Annotated in this window: 18 protein-coding genes and 1 pseudogene; 13 read left to right on the top strand and 6 right to left on the bottom strand. The window is 62.1% G+C overall.

Going from position 1 to position 15,758, the window contains the following annotated elements; all coding sequences use genetic code 11:
- The first annotated feature begins 56 nt into the window (after positions 1-56).
- From fghA to DQ230_RS13580, 6 genes are read left to right on the top strand one after another with little or no spacing between them, the layout of a single operon-like run.
- Positions 57-890 (top strand): S-formylglutathione hydrolase, encoded by an 834-nt coding sequence (gene fghA / locus DQ230_RS13605; RefSeq protein ID WP_113913157.1) that lies wholly within the window; start codon positions 57-59, stop codon positions 888-890.
- Positions 891-894: 4 nt separating this feature from the next.
- On the top strand, positions 895-2,331 hold the full coding sequence (gene sthA / locus DQ230_RS13600) for a Si-specific NAD(P)(+) transhydrogenase (RefSeq protein ID WP_113913193.1): 1,437 nt from the start codon (positions 895-897) through the stop codon (positions 2,329-2,331).
- A 10-nt stretch (positions 2,332-2,341) separates the two neighbouring features.
- Positions 2,342-2,788 carry a YaiI/YqxD family protein gene (locus tag DQ230_RS13595; protein ID WP_113913156.1) on the top strand — a complete coding sequence of 149 codons (447 nt, stop codon included), beginning with the start codon at positions 2,342-2,344 and terminating at the stop codon, positions 2,786-2,788.
- Positions 2,789-2,801: 13 nt separating this feature from the next.
- The gene (locus tag DQ230_RS13590) at positions 2,802-3,776 is read left to right on the top strand and encodes a DMT family transporter (RefSeq protein ID WP_113913155.1); all 975 of its coding nucleotides are present in this window, start codon (positions 2,802-2,804) and stop codon (positions 3,774-3,776) included.
- Positions 3,773-4,408: an HAD family hydrolase gene (locus tag DQ230_RS13585; protein ID WP_113913154.1), complete on the top strand. Its 636-nt coding sequence runs from the start codon at positions 3,773-3,775 to the stop codon at positions 4,406-4,408. The genes DQ230_RS13590 and DQ230_RS13585 overlap by 4 nt, the downstream gene beginning before the upstream one ends.
- On the top strand, positions 4,405-5,322 hold the full coding sequence (locus tag DQ230_RS13580; protein ID WP_113913153.1) for an ornithine cyclodeaminase family protein: 918 nt from the start codon (positions 4,405-4,407) through the stop codon (positions 5,320-5,322). Before DQ230_RS13585 ends, DQ230_RS13580 begins: the two co-directional genes overlap by 4 nt.
- A gap of 13 nt (positions 5,323-5,335) precedes the next feature.
- Here DQ230_RS13580 and DQ230_RS13575 read toward each other — a convergent pair whose 3' ends face one another.
- Both DQ230_RS13575 and DQ230_RS13570 read right to left on the bottom strand, forming a co-directional pair.
- Positions 5,336-6,124 carry an ion transporter gene (locus tag DQ230_RS13575; protein ID WP_203228078.1) on the bottom strand — a complete coding sequence of 263 codons (789 nt, stop codon included), beginning with the start codon at positions 6,122-6,124 and terminating at the stop codon, positions 5,336-5,338.
- Positions 6,125-6,306: 182 nt separating this feature from the next.
- The gene (locus tag DQ230_RS13570; RefSeq protein ID WP_113913151.1) at positions 6,307-7,266 is read right to left on the bottom strand and encodes an L-malyl-CoA/beta-methylmalyl-CoA lyase; all 960 of its coding nucleotides are present in this window, start codon (positions 7,264-7,266) and stop codon (positions 6,307-6,309) included.
- Between the two features lie 228 nt (positions 7,267-7,494).
- On the opposite strand from DQ230_RS13570, the gene dgcN reads away from it, so the two are divergent.
- The 3 genes from dgcN to DQ230_RS13555 all read left to right on the top strand — a co-directional run bounded on the left by dgcN (position 7,495) and on the right by DQ230_RS13555 (position 10,390).
- A complete protein-coding gene (gene dgcN / locus DQ230_RS13565) occupies positions 7,495-8,496 on the top strand; it encodes an N-acetyltransferase DgcN (protein WP_113913150.1) in 1,002 nt (333 codons plus the stop codon).
- A gap of 70 nt (positions 8,497-8,566) precedes the next feature.
- Positions 8,567-9,526: an N-acetyl-D-Glu racemase DgcA gene (gene dgcA, locus DQ230_RS13560; protein WP_113913149.1), complete on the top strand. Its 960-nt coding sequence runs from the start codon at positions 8,567-8,569 to the stop codon at positions 9,524-9,526.
- A gap of 6 nt (positions 9,527-9,532) precedes the next feature.
- Positions 9,533-10,390, top strand: a complete 858-nt coding sequence (locus DQ230_RS13555) for a D-amino-acid transaminase (RefSeq protein WP_113913148.1) — start codon at positions 9,533-9,535, stop codon at positions 10,388-10,390.
- A gap of 88 nt (positions 10,391-10,478) precedes the next feature.
- On the opposite strand, the gene DQ230_RS13550 is transcribed toward DQ230_RS13555, so the two are convergent.
- From DQ230_RS13550 to DQ230_RS13540, 3 genes are read right to left on the bottom strand one after another with little or no spacing between them, the layout of a single operon-like run.
- Positions 10,479-10,793, bottom strand: a complete 315-nt coding sequence (locus DQ230_RS13550; protein ID WP_113913147.1) for a DUF1244 domain-containing protein — start codon at positions 10,791-10,793, stop codon at positions 10,479-10,481.
- A gap of 23 nt (positions 10,794-10,816) precedes the next feature.
- Positions 10,817-11,170 (bottom strand): 5-carboxymethyl-2-hydroxymuconate Delta-isomerase, encoded by a 354-nt coding sequence (locus tag DQ230_RS13545; protein WP_113913146.1) that lies wholly within the window; start codon positions 11,168-11,170, stop codon positions 10,817-10,819.
- A 14-nt stretch (positions 11,171-11,184) separates the two neighbouring features.
- Positions 11,185-11,925, bottom strand: coding sequence for an N-formylglutamate amidohydrolase (locus tag DQ230_RS13540; protein ID WP_113913192.1), 741 nt, complete (start codon positions 11,923-11,925; stop codon positions 11,185-11,187).
- A gap of 113 nt (positions 11,926-12,038) precedes the next feature.
- Between DQ230_RS13540 and pyk the strand changes: the two genes are divergently transcribed.
- The 4 genes from pyk (at position 12,039) to DQ230_RS17385 (ending at position 15,184) form a co-directional block, all read left to right on the top strand.
- Positions 12,039-13,484 carry a pyruvate kinase gene (gene pyk / locus DQ230_RS13535; RefSeq protein WP_113913145.1) on the top strand — a complete coding sequence of 482 codons (1,446 nt, stop codon included), beginning with the start codon at positions 12,039-12,041 and terminating at the stop codon, positions 13,482-13,484.
- Positions 13,485-13,515: 31 nt separating this feature from the next.
- On the top strand, positions 13,516-13,740 hold the full coding sequence (locus DQ230_RS13530; RefSeq protein WP_113913144.1) for a hypothetical protein: 225 nt from the start codon (positions 13,516-13,518) through the stop codon (positions 13,738-13,740).
- Between the two features lie 377 nt (positions 13,741-14,117).
- On the top strand, positions 14,118-14,486 hold the full coding sequence (locus DQ230_RS17125; RefSeq protein ID WP_162497445.1) for a hypothetical protein: 369 nt from the start codon (positions 14,118-14,120) through the stop codon (positions 14,484-14,486).
- On the top strand, positions 14,432-15,184 hold the full coding sequence (locus DQ230_RS17385; protein WP_238987540.1) for a uracil-DNA glycosylase family protein: 753 nt from the start codon (positions 14,432-14,434) through the stop codon (positions 15,182-15,184). Before DQ230_RS17125 ends, DQ230_RS17385 begins: the two co-directional genes overlap by 55 nt.
- Positions 15,185-15,370: 186 nt before the next feature.
- Here the strand turns inward: DQ230_RS17385 and DQ230_RS17525 are convergent.
- Positions 15,371-15,418: pseudogene (locus tag DQ230_RS17525) on the bottom strand (hypothetical protein); the annotation flags it as partial.
- Positions 15,419-15,758 lie beyond the last annotated feature (340 nt).

Raw genomic sequence — 15,758 nt, 5'->3', positions numbered from 1 at the left:
AACCGCCTGTTAAGTAGATCGGTGACATAGTGAATTCGCAGATGAGGAGCGCCGTCATGGAAATGAAATCAGAAAATGCCTGCTTTGGGGGGGTTCAGGGCGTCTATACGCATGCCTCGAAGGCGACAGGCACCGATATGACCTTTGGCCTGTTCCTGCCTGCCGAGGCAAAGGATGGCCCGGTGCCTGTGCTGTGGTATCTGTCCGGCCTGACCTGCACGCATGAGAACGCGATGACCAAGGCCGGGGCGCAAGGCTGGGCCGCCGAGCAGGGCATTGCGCTGGTCTTTCCCGACACCTCGCCGCGCGGCGACGGCGTGGCGAATGACGATGCGTTCGATATGGGGCAAGGCGCCGGATTTTACCTGAACGCCACGCAGGATCCGTGGGCCAAGCATTTTCAGATGTGGGACTATATCGCCGAGGATCTGCCCGCGCTGATCGGCGCCGAATTTGCCGTGGATATGGACCGGCAGGCCATTACCGGCCATTCGATGGGCGGCCATGGGGCGCTGACGCTGGCGATGGGGCTGCCGGGGCGGTTCCGCTCGGTTTCGGCCTTCTCGCCGATTTGCAATCCGACGGACAGCGACTGGGGCCGCAAGCAGCTGACCGGATATCTGGGCGAGGATCAGGGCAGTTGGGCCGCGCATGATGCCAGCCTGCTGATGGCCGAGCGCGGCTTTGACGGGCCGGTTTTGACCGATACCGGCACGAATGATCAGTTCCTTGATCTGCTGAAGCCCGAAACGCTGGCCCATGCCGCCGCCGCGCGGCGCCAGCAGTCGATCCTGCGGATGCAGCCGGGATACGATCACAGTTATTTCTTTGTCTCGACCTTCATGGAAGATCACGTCAGCTTCCATGCCGAGGCGCTGTATGCGGGATGACAACATGAGTCACTATGATCTGATCGTCATAGGGTCCGGCCCGGCGGGCCGGTCCGCCGCGATTCAGGCGGGCAAGCTGAACCGCCGGGTTCTGGTCATCGACCGCAAGGAGCGTTTGGGCGGGGTTTCGGCCCATACCGGCACGATTCCGTCCAAAACCCTGCGGGAGACGGTGCTGAACCTGTCCGGCTGGCGCGAACGCAGCTTTTACGGGCGCGCCTACCGGGTCAAGGACGATATCGGCGCCGAAGATTTGCAAGCCCGTCTGAACAAGACGGTGGATTACGAGGTTGACGTGCTGGAGCATCAGTTCAACCGTAACCACGTGGAAACCCTGTATGGGCTGGCCAGCTTCACAGGCCCGCACGAGCTGGAGGTGCAGGTCGAGGCGGGTAAATCCACGCGCGTCACCGCCGACAGGTTCCTGATTGCAACGGGCACGAAAACCTACCGGCCGAAGTCCTGCCCTTTCAACGGCACGACCGTGCTGGACAGCGACGAATTTCTCAAGCTTGAGACGATTCCGCGCAGCCTGACCGTGATCGGCGCCGGGGTGATCGGGGTTGAATACGCCACGATGTTTGCCGCGCTTGACGTGCGTGTCACCATGATCGAGCCGCGCGAGACTTTCCTTGATTTCATTGACAAGACCCTGATTGAGGATTTCACCCACCAGATCCGTGAAAACGGCGTCGATCTGCGCCTTGGGTCGCCCATCGAAAAGATCGAGGATGCGGGCGAGCATATCGAGGTGACGCTGGGCAATGGCCGCCATGTGCGCAGCGAAATGTTGCTGTTCGCCGCCGGCCGCATGGGCGCGACCGACAAGCTGGGCCTGGACAAGGCCGGGCTCGAGACGGACCATCGCGGGCGACTTGAGGTGGATCGCAAGACGTATCAGACCAAGGTGCCGCATATCTACGCCGCGGGCGACGTGATCGGCCATCCCAGTCTTGCATCGACATCGCTGCAACAGGGGCGCATTGCCGCCTGCCACGCGCTGGATACCCCTACCCTGCCCGAAAGCCCCTGGTTTCCCTACGGCATCTATTCGGTCCCGGAAATCAGCACCTGCGGCATGTCCGAGGAGGAGATGAACGAACGCGGCATCCCCTACGAGGTGGGCATCGCGCGCTTTCGCGAAACATCGCGCGGCCACATCATGGGGCTGGAACATGGCATGTTGAAAATGCTGTTTTCGCTGAAAACGCGGCGCGTTCTGGGCGTGCAGATCGTCGGCGAAGGCGCGACCGAGCTGATCCACATCGCGCAGGCTGTCCTGAACCTCAAGGGTACTGTCGATTACTTCGTGCAGAATACCTTCAACTATCCGACACTGGCCGAGGCGTATAAAATCGCCGGACTGGACGCCTTTAACAGGATGCCCATCCCCGAGGAATACAAGGTTCACCGCACCAAGAAGAAAAAAGAAGCGAAATGACCGGCGCGCCATGATCTATGTCGACGCCGATGCCTGCCCCGTCAAGGATGAGGCCATCCGCGTGGGAACGCGGCACGGCTGGGCCGTCTATATCGTGTCCAACGGCGGATTGCGGCCCTCGCCGCATCCGCTGGTGGAAACGGTCATCGTTCCCGATGGCCCGGATGTGGCCGATATGTGGATCGCGGACCGCGCGGGGCCGGGCGACGTGGTTGTTACCGGTGACATCCCGCTTGCCGCAAAATGCGTCGAGGCCGGCGCGCTGGTGCTCAAACATAACGGCGAACCGCTGACATCGGCCAATATCGGCAACGTGCTGGCCACGCGCGACCTGATGACGGACCTGCGCGCCGCCGATCCCTTTCGTCAGGGCGGCGGCAAGGGGTTTACAAAGGCCGACCGCTCGCGCTTCCTAGACGCGCTGGAGCGGGCAGTCAGACAGGCCCGCACCGCCTGAGGATCTGCCCGCGATGAGTACCGCCACATCCATCGGCCCCGAACAGGGCAACAACACAATGGGCGCCCTGTGCGCACTTACCGCAATCCTGTGCTTTTCCGTCGTCGATCTGGGGATCAAACTGCTAAGCGACGGATACGCGCTGCATCAGGTTGTTTTCCTGCGCTCTTTGGTCAGTCTGACCGTATTTCTGGCGGTCATCATGCCACTCGGCGGCGGCTGGACGGTGCTGCGCACGCGGCGCCCCGGTGCGCACCTGCTGCGCGGTGCGTTCATCGTCAGCGCCAATCTGTGCCTGTTTCTGGGCCTTGCGGCTCTGCCGATTGCCGACGCGGTTGCGATCTTCTTCATCTCGCCACTTGCGATTGCGGTGATGTCAGTGATTTTCCTGGGCGAAACCGTCGGCCCGCGCCGCTGGGCGGCCATCATTCTGGGCCTGATCGGGGTCTTGCTGATTGTTCAGCCGGGCACGAACGCATTTCAGGCCGCATCGCTTCTGCCGGCCATCGCGGCGCTGCTTTATGGCGCGATGCACATGGTCACGCGCAAGGTGCGCACAACGGAAAGCGCGACGACCATGACATTCTACGTCATTTTGACGTTTCTCATATCCAGCGCCATCATCGGCGCGCTGATTGGCGACGGGCGCTTTGCGGGCGGCTCGCATCCAGCCCTGGAGTTTCTTCTGCGCACATGGGCCCCCATAGCGCGCGCCGATATGTGGATCATCGCCATGCTGGGGGTTGCAGGCGTCACCGGCAGTTGGCTGATCAGTCAGGCCTACCGCCTGAGCGAGGCGGCGCTTGTCGCCCCGTTTGAATATGTGGCGATGCCGATCTCAATCTTCTGGGGTGTCGCGTTTTTCGACACATGGCCGCTGCTGAACGCGTGGGCGGGGATCGTTTTGATCATCGGATCCGGCCTCTACATGGTGTGGCGCGAAGGCAGGTCTGGCAGCAAAAGACCCAGGCCGAGGTATCGCCGATGACGCCCGAGGCCGTAATATTCGACATCGGCAATGTCCTGATCGAATGGCAGCCCGAGGGGTATTTTGACCGCATCTTTGGCCGCGCCCGCAGCATGGCCTTGTTCGCCGCCGTCGATATTCACGCCATGATGCAGCGCATCGACAGCGGCGCCGATTTTGCAAACGAAATAGCGCGGGTGGCTGCCCAGCACCCCGAATTTGCTGCTGAAATCCTGCATATCCGCGATCGTTGGTGCGACATTGCGCAGCCGGCCATCCCCGGATCCGTATTGTTGCTGCGCGCCCTGCGGGCCCGCGGAATTCCGGTATTCGCATTGTCAAATTTCGGGGCGCAGAATTTCCCGCTCAGCGCCGCGCAGTTCCCGTTTCTCAGTGATTTCGATCGCGCCTACATCTCTGGCCCAATGGGAATGGCCAAACCCGATCCGGCGATCTATGCCGCCGTCGAGGCCGATTGCGGCATCCCGCCCGGCCACCTGCTTTTTACCGATGACCGCGCCGAAAATATCGCCGCTGCGCAGCGCCGCGGGTGGCAAGTGCATCTGTTTGACGGCGCGCCCGGTTTTGCCCAAGCTTTGGTAGATGCCGGATTGCTGCCTCCCGGCCTGCAAATTGAAGGAGACGCCGAATGACCTTTACCATCATCCCCTTTGCCGAGGGCGAGGCCAATCTGGACTGGTTGGACCTGTGCGAGGCGTTCGATCGCGGCCATGCCCAGCCCAAGGCGGAAATTGCCGATACGTTTCTGTATCGCGGCAAGGATACGCTGCTGAACCGGTCGGCCTGGATCGACGGGATCGGGCTGGCGGTGAAATGCGCCACCGTCTTTCCCGGCAATCCCGGCAAGGGACAGCCGATGATCAACGGCGCGGTAAACCTGTTCGACGATGAGGTTGGCACGCTGGCCGCGATCATTGACTTTCACCTTGTAACCAAATGGAAAACTGCCGGTGACAGCCTCTATGCCGCGCGCCGACTGGCGCGCAAGGACAGCCAGAATATCCTGATCATCGGCGCCGGAACGGTTGGCCGCAACCTCTGGCAAGCCTACCGCAGCGCCTGGCCCGACGCCCGCTTTACCGTCTGGAACCGCACCCGCGCCAATGCCGACGCCATGCAAGACGATTGCCCCGGCATCGCCGTCGCCGATGATCTGGAGGCGGCAGTGCGCGGCGCCGACATCGTCACCTCCGCCACGATGAGCACCGAACCCTTCATCAAGGGCGAATGGTTTCAACCCGGCCAGCATATCGACCTGATCGGCGCCTACCGCCCCGACATGCGCGAGGCGGACGACGCGGCACTGAAACGCACCCGCATCTTTGTCGACAGCCGCGACACCACGATCAACCATATCGGCGAACTGAAGATCCCGATCTCAAAAGAGGTCATTCAACCCGATGCCATCGTGGCTGATTACTACGATTCCGCTGATTTCAAACGCATATCGGACGACGAGATCACGCTGTTCAAAAACGGCGGCGGCGCGCATCTGGACCTGATGACCAGCCGCTATATCCTGGATGCGTGGCAGGCGGCAAACTAGGCGCGCGGGCCGGTCACTCTCCCCGCTGGCGCGCAAGCTCCGCCAGCCGGGCCTCAATGGCGGCCAGCCGCTCCATCACCTCGTCCCGGTATGTCACTGTATTGGCGGCGTCCTCAACCTGATGCGCATCCTGCATCGAATTGACGATCAGACCCACCAGCAGGTTTACCACCGCAAAGGTGGTGGCCAGAATGAAGGGCACAAAAAACACCCACGCCCAAGGGAACACATCCATCACCGGCCGCACGATTCCCATCGACCACGATTCCAGCGTCATGATCTGAAACAATGTATATCCCGACCGGCCCAGTGTTCCGAACCAGACAGGAAAGTCAGTCGCAAACAGCTTCGTCGCGATGACCGCGCCGATATAGATAATGATCGCCATCAACAAAAAGACCGAGCCCATGCCGGGCAGCGCCGTTACAAATCCCTCGACCACCCGCCGCAATCGCGGCGCAACCGAAATCACCCGCAGCACGCGCAGAATCCGCAAGGCCCGCAGCGCCGACAGCGCCTGGCTGGCCGGTATCAGCGCAACCCCGACAACCACCAGATCGAACAGGCTCCACCCGTCGCGGAAAAACCGCGTGCCGCGCGCGAACAGTTTCAGTGCGATCTCGACCACGAAAAATGCCAGACACGCCGTATCCAGTGCCACGATCACCCAGCCGAAACGCGCCATCAAACTGCCCGATGTCTCCATCCCCAGCAGAACCGCGTTGAATATGATCACGCCGATGATCAGCTGACGCACCGCTGCCAACGATAAAAAGGCATCCAGCCGCGCCCGCATATCCATCATAATACCTGTTCCCGATCACAAATGCGAAATGGGCGACGCCTTACCGCGCCGCCCCCTGTTTCTTCTTGCTTTAAATATCCACTCATTGAAAATCTGCAAGATTTTCAATGCAGCCGCGCGCAGCGCAAATGATGAAAGAGCGCGCCGCAGGCGCACAATTCCGCTGACAGGCCGCAGGTTCAGCCGGCCGCGATCATCTCTGATTGTTTCACGATAACCTCGGCCTGCTTGATGCTGGCGATATCCACCAGACGCCCTTTGTAGACGGTCGCACCCTCGCCACTGGCCTTGGCCGTCTCCATCGCCGCCAGAATTTCGCGCGCCTCGGTCACGGCAGCCTCGGATGGGGTGAACACCTCGTTGCACAGCACGATCTGCTTGGGGTGGATGGCCCATTTGCCCACCATGCCCAGCGTGGCAGAGCGCAGCGCCTGCGCGCGGAACCCCTCGTCGTCCGAGAAATCGCCGAACGGGCCGTCCACCGGCAGCAGCCCATGCGTGCGGCAGGCCGCAACGATCGCCGCCTGCGCCCAGTGCCACGGATCGGACCAATGCCTGGTGCCCTCATGCAGCATATAGTAGTTTTCCTGCGTGCCGCCGATGCCGGTTGTCGCCATGCCCATGGAGGCGGCAAAATCCGCGGCACCAAGGCTCATTGCCTGCAGGCGCGGGCTGGCAGCTGCAATTTCTTCGACATGGGCGATACCTGCCGCGCTTTCGATGATAACCTCGAAACTGATCGGCTTGGTGCGTCCTTTCGCGCGCTCAATGGATGTGACCAGCGCATCAACAGCATAGATGTCGCCCGCGCAGCCCACCTTGGGAATCATGATCTGGTCCAGCCGGTCGCCCGCCTGCTCCAGCAGGTCCACGACGTCACGATACCACCATCCGGTATCCAGACCGTTAATGCGCACGCTGAGGTATTTATTACCCCAATCAACCGAATTGATCGCCTCGATGGTCTGTTTGCGCGCCAGATCCTTGTCATTGGGGCTGACTGAATCCTCAAGGTCGATGTTGATCACATCCGCAGCGCTTGCCGCCATCTTCTCGAACAGTTTGGCATTCGATCCCGGCCCGAACAGTTGGCAGCGGTTGGGGCGGGCGGGGGCGGGGGGCTGAAGGCGAAAGCTCATGTCACGGGCCTTTCCGAATAAGGATGTTGCGTAAGTTGCCTCTTGATCGGTATTAAATTACGCCGCAAGGCACAAGCTGATTTCGCACTTGCAGCATCAACCGTCAAACTGCGGCACGCTGCGATATCTGCACTTGCCCGCGCCGGATTCTGCGTGATCTATCCCGCTTCGACCGCTAAGGTCGCGCCAATATCGCAACGCCCCTACCACGCCCGAAGGACGCCAACCATGATTGAAACGCCCTATCTTTTGTTTCTGGGCGACGCGCCCGACATGCTGGCCGCGAAGGTCGCCATTGGCATCCGCGACTGGCGCCCGGACAATGCGGTTGGCCAGATCCGCCTGCCCGGCTGCGGCGCCGATCTGGGCCTGACCGAAATGACGTTGGCCGAGGGCCGCGCAGCGGGTGCCAAAACCCTGGTCATCGGCGTTGCCAACCGCGGCGGCGTCATATCGCCCGCATGGAAAGAGCTGCTGCTTGCGGCGCTTGCCATGGGCTATGACCTTGCCAGCGGGCTGCATAACCTGCTGCGAGACGAGGCTGACCTGCTGGCCGCCGCCAAGCAGCATGGCCGCACCCTTCACGATGTGCGCATCCCCTCGGTTCGGTATCCCATCGCCAATGGGGAAAAGCGGCGCGGCAAACGGTGTCTTGCGATTGGCACCGATTGCGCGGTCGGCAAGATGTACACAGCCATGGCGTTGGAGCGCGAAATGACCGCGCGCGGGATGCAATGCACCTTTCGGGCCACAGGCCAGACCGGTATCCTGATTACCGGCGATGGCGTGCCGCTGGACGCGGTGATCGCTGATTTCATGGCCGGATCAATCGAATATCTGACCCCGGACAACGACCCCGATCACTGGGACATGATCGAAGGGCAAGGCAGCCTGTTTCACGTCTCCTATTCGGGCGTCACGCTGGCCCTCGTTCATGGCGGCCAGCCCGACGCGCTGATCCTGTGCCACGAACCGACGCGCACCCATATGCGCGGCCTGCCCGGCTATAGCCTGCCCACGTTGGAGCAGTTGCGCGATACCGCCCTGCCGCTGGCGCAGGTCGCGAACCCGGACTGCCGCGTGGCGGGGGTCGCGGTAAATACGCAGCACATGAGCGAGGCAGACGCGCGCACCTATCTGGAGGACGTGTCGCAGCGTATGGACCTGCCTGCCACCGACCCCTACCGTTTTGGCGCCGGCAATCTGGTGGATGCACTGGCGGCGCTCTGATTGGTGGTCCGGCGCAAGGATGCCTGCGCCGGAATGTGAGTATTTACGACAAGATGAAAGGCGGGGGCGCATGCAGGTTTCAGTGACGCGCGATATATTCAGGCTGGCGCAGGTTTTCACCATCAGCCGCGGCTCCCGCACAGAGGCGCAGGTGCTGACTGTCACGATAAGCGATGGCACGCATCAGGGGCGCGGCGAATGCGTGCCTTATGCGCGATATGGCGAAACGCTGGACAGTGTAACCGCGCAGATTCAGGCTGCGTCGGTGACAGATCGCGCCGCGCTTTATGCGCTCCCTGCGGGGGCCGCGCGCAATGCGCTGGACTGCGCCCTGTGGGATCTGGAGGCCAAGCGGACCGGGCGCCGCGTGTGGCAAATGGCCGGACTGCCCGACCCGGCACCCGAGATAACCGCCTACACCCTGTCGCTTGACACGCCCGACACGATGCAGGCACAGGCCGCCAAAAATGCGTTCCGGCCCCTGCTCAAGATCAAGCTGGGCACCCCCGATGACATGGCACGGCTGGAGGCCGTGCGCAAAGGCGCGCCGACGTCCACGATCATCGTCGATGCCAATGAGGGCTGGACGGCCGGCATCTACGCGGACCTCGCGCCGCACCTTCTGCGCCTTGGCGTTGCACTGGTCGAACAACCCTTGCCCGCGGGCGAGGATGAGGCGCTGCTGGGCATGGAGCGCCCGGTTCCGGTTTGCGCCGACGAATCCTGCCACGACCGCGCCAGTCTGGCGGCGCTCAGGGGCAAATATGACGTCGTCAACATCAAGCTGGACAAGACCGGCGGCCTGACCGAGGCGCTGGAGCTGCGCCGCGCCGCCGAGGCCGAAGGCTTCCGCGTCATGGTCGGCTGCATGGTCGGCAGCAGCCTCGCAATGGCGCCTGCGACACTGGTTGCGCAGGGCGCCATGGTGACCGACCTTGACGGCCCCCTGCTACTGGCAGAAGACCGCGACACACCGTTGAAATTCGACGCGGCCGGGGTGCATCCCCCGGCGCCGGAGCTTTGGGGATAGGATACCATGCGAACAGTCTATCTGAATGGCGCATATCTGCCCGAAACCGAAGCCAAAGTGTCGGTCTTCGATCGCGGCTTCCTGATGGCCGATGGCGTCTATGAGGTCACCAGCGTTCTGGGCGGCAAGTTGATCGACTTTCCCGGCCACGCAAAGCGGCTGGCGCGGTCGCTGAGCGAGCTGAACATGCGCGCGCCGGATGCCATGGGCGATCTGCTGGAAATTCACCGCGAAATGGTCACGCGCAACAACCTGACTGATGGGCTGATCTACCTACAGGTCACACGCGGCAATCCCGGCGACCGCGATTTTCACTATCCGCCTGCGGGAACGGCGCCGACGCTGGTGCTGTTCACACAGTCCAAGCCCGGCTTTGCCCATGCGCCCCTTGCCCAGCGCGGCGCGCGAGTGATTTCGGTCCTGGATCTGCGCTGGGGCCGCCGCGATATCAAGACGGTCCAACTGCTCTACCCCTCCATGGCCAAGATGATGGCGCAGGCGGCGGGTGTCGATGATGCCTGGATGATCCAGGATGGCCACGTGACCGAAGGCACATCCAACAACGCCTATATCGTCAAGGACGGGCGCATCATCACCCGCGCGCTCAGCCACGATATCCTGCACGGCATCACCCGCGCCGCCGTCCTGCGCTTTGCTGATGAGGCGCAGATGCGCATCGAAGAGCGCAGCTTTACCCTCGACGAGGCGCTGAACGCGGATGAGGCATTTTTCACCTCGGCCAGCGCATTCGTCATGCCTGTGGTCGAAATCGACGGCACCGCGCTGCGCGGCGGCACACCCGGCCCTGTTGCAACCCGCCTGCGCGAGGTTTACATAGAAGAAAGCCTCAAAAGCGCGATCTGACCCCCTCGGGCGCTTCTGGTTGGGGCGCTCCAGGTTTTTTTCTTGGTAAAAATACCCAAAGCGCCCGACTGCAACACGGGCCGGACCGTCAGCTTTTGTCGCCGACATTTTCCGCGAATGACACTTTGAACGCGTCCTGCTGGGCGGGTGTCGCCTCGGTCTGGTAGTTCTCTTTCCACTCGGCCATGGTCATGCCGTAGTAAATCTCGCGCGCCTCGTTCTTGTCCATATCTATGCCACGCTCGTTCGCGGCTTCCTGATACCAGCGGCTCAGGCAGTTGCGGCAGAATCCGGCAAGGTTCATCATGTCGATGTTCTGCACATCGGTGCGATCCTCCATCAGGTGCTTGCGCAATCTGCGAAAGGCGGCGGCCTCCAGTTCGATCTGTGTCTGCTTGTCCATGATCTTACTCTCCCTAAAACGTATCATGCATCGTCCGGCAGCACGCGCTTGGCATAGGCTGCGTCCAGATCTGACAGGTCCACCGACAGGCTGTGGACCTGCGGCAGCGCCTCGGCCATGACGCGCAGGATTGTCTGCGCCAGATCTGATCTGGTGTCCGCATCGCGCCCCGGCAACAGCATCAGCGTCGCATGCGCATAGCTTTGCCCCGCCGTGCCTTGCAGATGCACGCCCGATTGCAGCGTGCGCAGCTTCAACGCCTCGGGCCGCGGGATCGCCGGGTGGGCGGCCAGCGCCTCAAACAGCGCGCTGCACAGTTGCTGCAACACGATCGGCGATGCGGCATCCGGTGAATGTTCAATGACGACATGCGGCATGGCGCCCTCCTTTTCTACAGCCCCTCACGGGCCAGCGTTTCGATCAGCAGGGATGCAAGCCGCCTGCCCCATTCCCTTTGCTGCGCCTGCGTCTGGATCAGATCATTGCGCAGCTCGATCAGGATATTCGGCCGGCCGCTGGCAATCGCGTGCCGTGCGATCGTATCGCCCGGCAGGTGGCCCGTATAGGGCTGATTGTCGCCCACGCTCAGGTCCGGCTCGGCCCGCAGCCGTGCCAGCAGCGGATGCGCCAGCCGCGTGTCCTGGGCATATAGCAGCCCCACCTGCCACGGGCGCGGCGCATGTCCGCGCAGCTGCGGGGTGAAACTGTGGACAGACACGATCACCGGCGCCGTGCGCTGTGCCGTGATTTGCGTCACCGCGTCGTGGTAGGGCCGGTAACAGCGCCGCAAACGCTCGCCCGCGTTCAGATCGCTGATGCCGCGATTGCCCGGTATGATCGTACCATCATACAGCTGCATGATCAGCGTCGGATCATCCTCGCCCCGGTTGGGATCAATCACCAGCCGCGAAAAGCGCGACAGGACGGCCGGCCCGTCCAGCGCCTGCGCCAGCGCCCGGCTGACCCCCTCGGCGCCGGGATCATATGCGATGTGGCGCGCCATATCATCCGGCGCCACACCCAGCGATCCGCCCTCCACAAAATCCGGCACGATGTTTGACGCATGATCGCACAGCACCACCCAACGTCCGCCGCGGTCCATCCCGTCCATGACAACAGGCTGATATGTCATGTCGTCCATCCCCACCCCGTTTTGCCCGGCCATTGCACGAAAGGCTGGTATCACAGGCGGCGCGATGTTAGCGATAACCTAAACGCCACCCCTCAGATCAGGGAATCCCACATATGAGACGCCATCGCAACGTCAAGATCGTCGCCACGCTCGGCCCCGCCTCGGAAACCTACGACATGATCCGCGCCCTGCACGAGGCCGGCGCCGATGTCTTCCGCCTGAACATGAGCCACGGCGATCACGATGGCATCCGCGAAAAGCATCGCATCATCCGGCAGGTCGAGCAGGATCTGGACAGCCCGATCTGCATCCTCGCCGACCTTCAGGGGCCAAAACTGCGCGTCGGCGTCTTCGCCAATGGCGAGGAGGAGCTGGTGCCCGGCGCTGCCTTCCGCCTTGATCTGGACAGCGCGGAAGGCGACGCCACCCGCGTCAACCTGCCCCACCCCGAGATTTTTGCAGCCCTGAAACCCGGCGCCAGCCTGCTGGTCAATGACGGCAAGATCCGGCTGACCGTCACCGACTGCACCAAGGAATACGCAAATTGCGAGGTCATCGTCGGCGGCACCATCAGCAACCGCAAGGGCGTGAACGTGCCCGATGTCGAGCTGCCGCTGGCCGCCCTGTCGGACAAGGACCGCAAGGATCTGGAATTCGTGTGCGAGCTGGGCGTCGACTGGCTGGCGCTCAGCTTCGTTCAGCGCCCCGAGGATGTGACCGAGGCGCGCGACCTGGCGCGGGGTCGCGCCGCCATCCTTAGCAAGATCGAAAAGCCGTCGGCCGTAAGCCGCTTCAACGGCATCCTTGCCGCATCGGACGGGATCATGGTGGCGCGCGGCGATCTGGGCGTGGAGCTGCCCGTGCAGAACGTGCCACCGATCCAGAAACGCCTTGTGCGGGCCTGCCGCGCGGCGGCCAAGCCGGTGATCGTCGCCACCCAGATGCTGGAATCAATGATTGAATCGCCGGTTCCCACCCGCGCCGAAGTCAGCGACGTGGCCACCGCGATCTATGAGGGGGCGGACGCCATCATGCTATCGGCAGAATCTGCCGCCGGCAGCTACCCGGTCGAGGCGGTGACCACGATGGACAATGTCGCCCGCGAGGTCGAAAACGATCCGACCTATACCCAGATCATCGAAGCCTCGCGCGTCGCCGTCCGCAGCAGCGTCGCCGACGGCATCGTCGCCGCCGCGCGCGAAATTGCGGAGACGGCCAATATCAAGGCGATCTGCTGCTTCACCCAATCCGGCACCACCGCCCTGCTGACGGCCCGCGAACGTCCCCGCGTGCCGATCATCGCCATGACGTCCGAGCGCGGCACGGCGCGGCGCCTGTCGCTGAGCTGGGGGGTGAACTGCGTGATGACCCCCGAACTGGAGCGGTTCAAACAGGCGGTCATCATCGCCGCCCGCGCCGCCCGCTCGCAAGGCTATGCCAGCACACTGGACCAGATCGTGGTGACTGCCGGCGTGCCGTTCAATGTGCCCGGCACAACCAACATCCTGCGCGTCGCGCCCTGCCAGGAAAGTTTGATCTACGCCACTGATCCAAGCTAAGGTTGGCAAAATAGACAACGGGCTGCCCCTTATGACCCCTGACGTGATACTCGTGACCGGCATCATCTTGGGGGTCTTTTCTGTCCCGGCCATCGTTTCGACCATGTCGGACCGGCGCTCGCCCGGCGCGGCCATCATCGTTTTGATCTCTGCCGGCGGGCTGGTGATCTGGGCAACGTCGATCAAGCCGGGCGGGTACAGCCTGACGGATGTGCCAAACGCCTTTGTCCGCGTCATTGGACATATTCTCAACTGACCTTCGATGGGCTGATTGAGGCAGGCGGAGATTGCGAGCATTCGCAACGATACTTCGCCGTAATCGTCCCTGGGATACGGCGCGGTCCCGCACCCCGCCTGCCTTTCGGTCAGGTTTCATCACGCCGGACCGAAAGCAAGGTGTGGCCCCCCCCCCCCAGACGGTCACAGACAGGACGCGCTGTTTTCGGCCTGGTGGACGGCTGACCGGCGCGTGCGGGTTCCAGATTTACTCCATCACCGCCACGTTGCCCGGACGGGATTGGCTCCTTGCTGTTGCCATGGTGACCGCTCGGAATGCGTTTGGACCTGTGGTTTCCAACTATTCCTGCATCTGGTTAACTGCGCGTATCGGTTTTACCAACGGATATCGGTATTGTGACAGCGCAGGCATTGCTTGATCTCATGCTTCCGGCCTATTCGCCCTGTCCGCATTTCGACGGGGCATGTGCCGATGCTTGCACATGGCAGCCGGACCGGGGAATTGTACCCTGCGGTTTTGGCGGCGCGACCGGTGCGTTGGATGACGTGCGGCTGGTGATCGTCACCGCCGAACCGGGCGATCCCCCAAGGGACGCACACTATCGCGGCGACGCCACTGACATGCTGCTTCTTTCGCTTCGTATATTTACGGAACCATGCAGCGCGGTGGGCTGGATCGGCCCGGCCGACCAACGGCATTTCATCGAAACATGCGACACATCCTCGATTGCTTCTTTCCGGGTCAGGATCTGGTACAGCAACTAACCAAGACGTGGACAACCAACGCCGTGCTTTGCCCCGCCACGATTTCGGGCGGCCCACACCTGACACGAACAGAGGCAGCGTGCGCAAACACTTATCTGGCACGGCAACTGGCGCTGTTGAAAAATGCCTTCGTTCTCGCGCTGGGGAACAAGGCTCGCGATCGCCTTACGGCGGCTGGTCTGCGCTATGATGCCGTCGGGCGCCATCCAAGCGCCCGTCTGTCAGACGCCGACAAGCAAGCATCTTGGCACGCCGCAGCCAATCAGTTTCTGGGCATGAAGCCAACATCGGCGGCTATTTCGTGCGAAGTGAAAGCATCGTTCAGCCAACCAATGCGGGTCATGGCGGAAACGCGCATCGCGGATGGAACCGGCGCAGTCCTTACTGGCCTTCCCAAGGATGTGGCTACGTTTTTTCAGTCCCTCCAAAACAATCCCGACTATTCGTATCAGGCAGGCAGAATGCAACTGATGGTCTATTTTCGGGGTCAAAAGGTCGGAGGGCTGAATCGGAAGTCGTCCCACTGGTATTTGTCAAAGGTCTTTGTTCGCGACTACGGCAGTCCCGAGATCATGGAGGCGCATGGATTCCGCCACGTCATCCACAACGACAAGCACGAATACTGGATGACCACGGGCGGCGGCGCGTTGGCTACGTTCAGGGCTGCAACCAGCAAAATGACTTCTGTGCAGCTTTGACCTTGCCCAGCCGGACCCGCTGACCTGCGACTGAACTTTCACCCTCCCGGAACCTGAACCCGTCTGGTTAAACGCCGGTTGCGATAGTGAGGCGCTGGGAAAACGCCATGACCTTTTACAGCCGGGCGCAGAATGAGGCCTTTCTATTTTGTCGTCTGGCGGCCAAGCGCGCGCCGCATCGCGAGCGTGGGCCATGTTGCAGATCATGGTGTCATTCAGGAATTCGGCGCGCATCCGTCCGTTGAAACTGTCGGCGAACCGGTTCTGCATGGGCTTGCCGGGCGCGATATGGCGCCCCAAGATTTCCCGCGCGGCGCCATAGATTGAGATCACGTTACCGGTCAGTTCGGCGCCCGTCGCCGTTGCCATTCGGACCAGTGGCGATTCAATGGCTCGATCACTGACAGCCATTCCGGGTTTACCGCGCCGCCCCATCAGGTCGCCCGGTTGTTGATTGTCATTGAGAACTGACCCGGCATTTTCATCGAGATCTGACCCACCCAGTCGTTATGATCTGCTGATTATGATGGCGTCAATGCTGTTGCCTCCTTTCGCTTTTTCTTCGCTGTTTCGG

It is taken from the genome of Roseovarius dicentrarchi, assembly GCF_003316635.1.
Classification (GTDB): domain Bacteria; phylum Pseudomonadota; class Alphaproteobacteria; order Rhodobacterales; family Rhodobacteraceae; genus Roseovarius; species Roseovarius dicentrarchi.
Note: the sequence above shows the minus strand (reverse complement) of the source record. Positions and strands in the feature narration are given on the sequence as shown.

Bases quoted from the DNA above. Each gene is read 5' to 3' on its own strand.
- fghA (WP_113913157.1), top strand. From the start codon at position 57: ATGGAAATGAAATCAGAAAATGCCTGCTTTGGGGGGGTTCAGGGCGTC.
- sthA (WP_113913193.1), top strand. From the start codon at position 895: ATGAGTCACTATGATCTGATCGTCATAGGGTCCGGCCCGGCGGGCCGG.
- DQ230_RS13595 (WP_113913156.1), top strand. From the start codon at position 2,342: ATGATCTATGTCGACGCCGATGCCTGCCCCGTCAAGGATGAGGCCATC.
- DQ230_RS13590 (WP_113913155.1), top strand. From the start codon at position 2,802: ATGAGTACCGCCACATCCATCGGCCCCGAACAGGGCAACAACACAATG.
- DQ230_RS13585 (WP_113913154.1), top strand. From the start codon at position 3,773: ATGACGCCCGAGGCCGTAATATTCGACATCGGCAATGTCCTGATCGAA.
- DQ230_RS13580 (WP_113913153.1), top strand. From the start codon at position 4,405: ATGACCTTTACCATCATCCCCTTTGCCGAGGGCGAGGCCAATCTGGAC.
- DQ230_RS13575 (WP_203228078.1), bottom strand. From the start codon at position 6,124: ATGGATATGCGGGCGCGGCTGGATGCCTTTTTATCGTTGGCAGCGGTG.
- DQ230_RS13570 (WP_113913151.1), bottom strand. From the start codon at position 7,266: ATGAGCTTTCGCCTTCAGCCCCCCGCCCCCGCCCGCCCCAACCGCTGC.
- dgcN (WP_113913150.1), top strand. From the start codon at position 7,495: ATGATTGAAACGCCCTATCTTTTGTTTCTGGGCGACGCGCCCGACATG.
- dgcA (WP_113913149.1), top strand. From the start codon at position 8,567: ATGCAGGTTTCAGTGACGCGCGATATATTCAGGCTGGCGCAGGTTTTC.
- DQ230_RS13555 (WP_113913148.1), top strand. From the start codon at position 9,533: ATGCGAACAGTCTATCTGAATGGCGCATATCTGCCCGAAACCGAAGCC.
- DQ230_RS13550 (WP_113913147.1), bottom strand. From the start codon at position 10,793: ATGGACAAGCAGACACAGATCGAACTGGAGGCCGCCGCCTTTCGCAGA.
- DQ230_RS13545 (WP_113913146.1), bottom strand. From the start codon at position 11,170: ATGCCGCATGTCGTCATTGAACATTCACCGGATGCCGCATCGCCGATC.
- DQ230_RS13540 (WP_113913192.1), bottom strand. From the start codon at position 11,925: ATGACATATCAGCCTGTTGTCATGGACGGGATGGACCGCGGCGGACGT.
- pyk (WP_113913145.1), top strand. From the start codon at position 12,039: ATGAGACGCCATCGCAACGTCAAGATCGTCGCCACGCTCGGCCCCGCC.
- DQ230_RS13530 (WP_113913144.1), top strand. From the start codon at position 13,516: ATGACCCCTGACGTGATACTCGTGACCGGCATCATCTTGGGGGTCTTT.
- DQ230_RS17385 (WP_238987540.1), top strand. From the start codon at position 14,432: ATGCGACACATCCTCGATTGCTTCTTTCCGGGTCAGGATCTGGTACAG.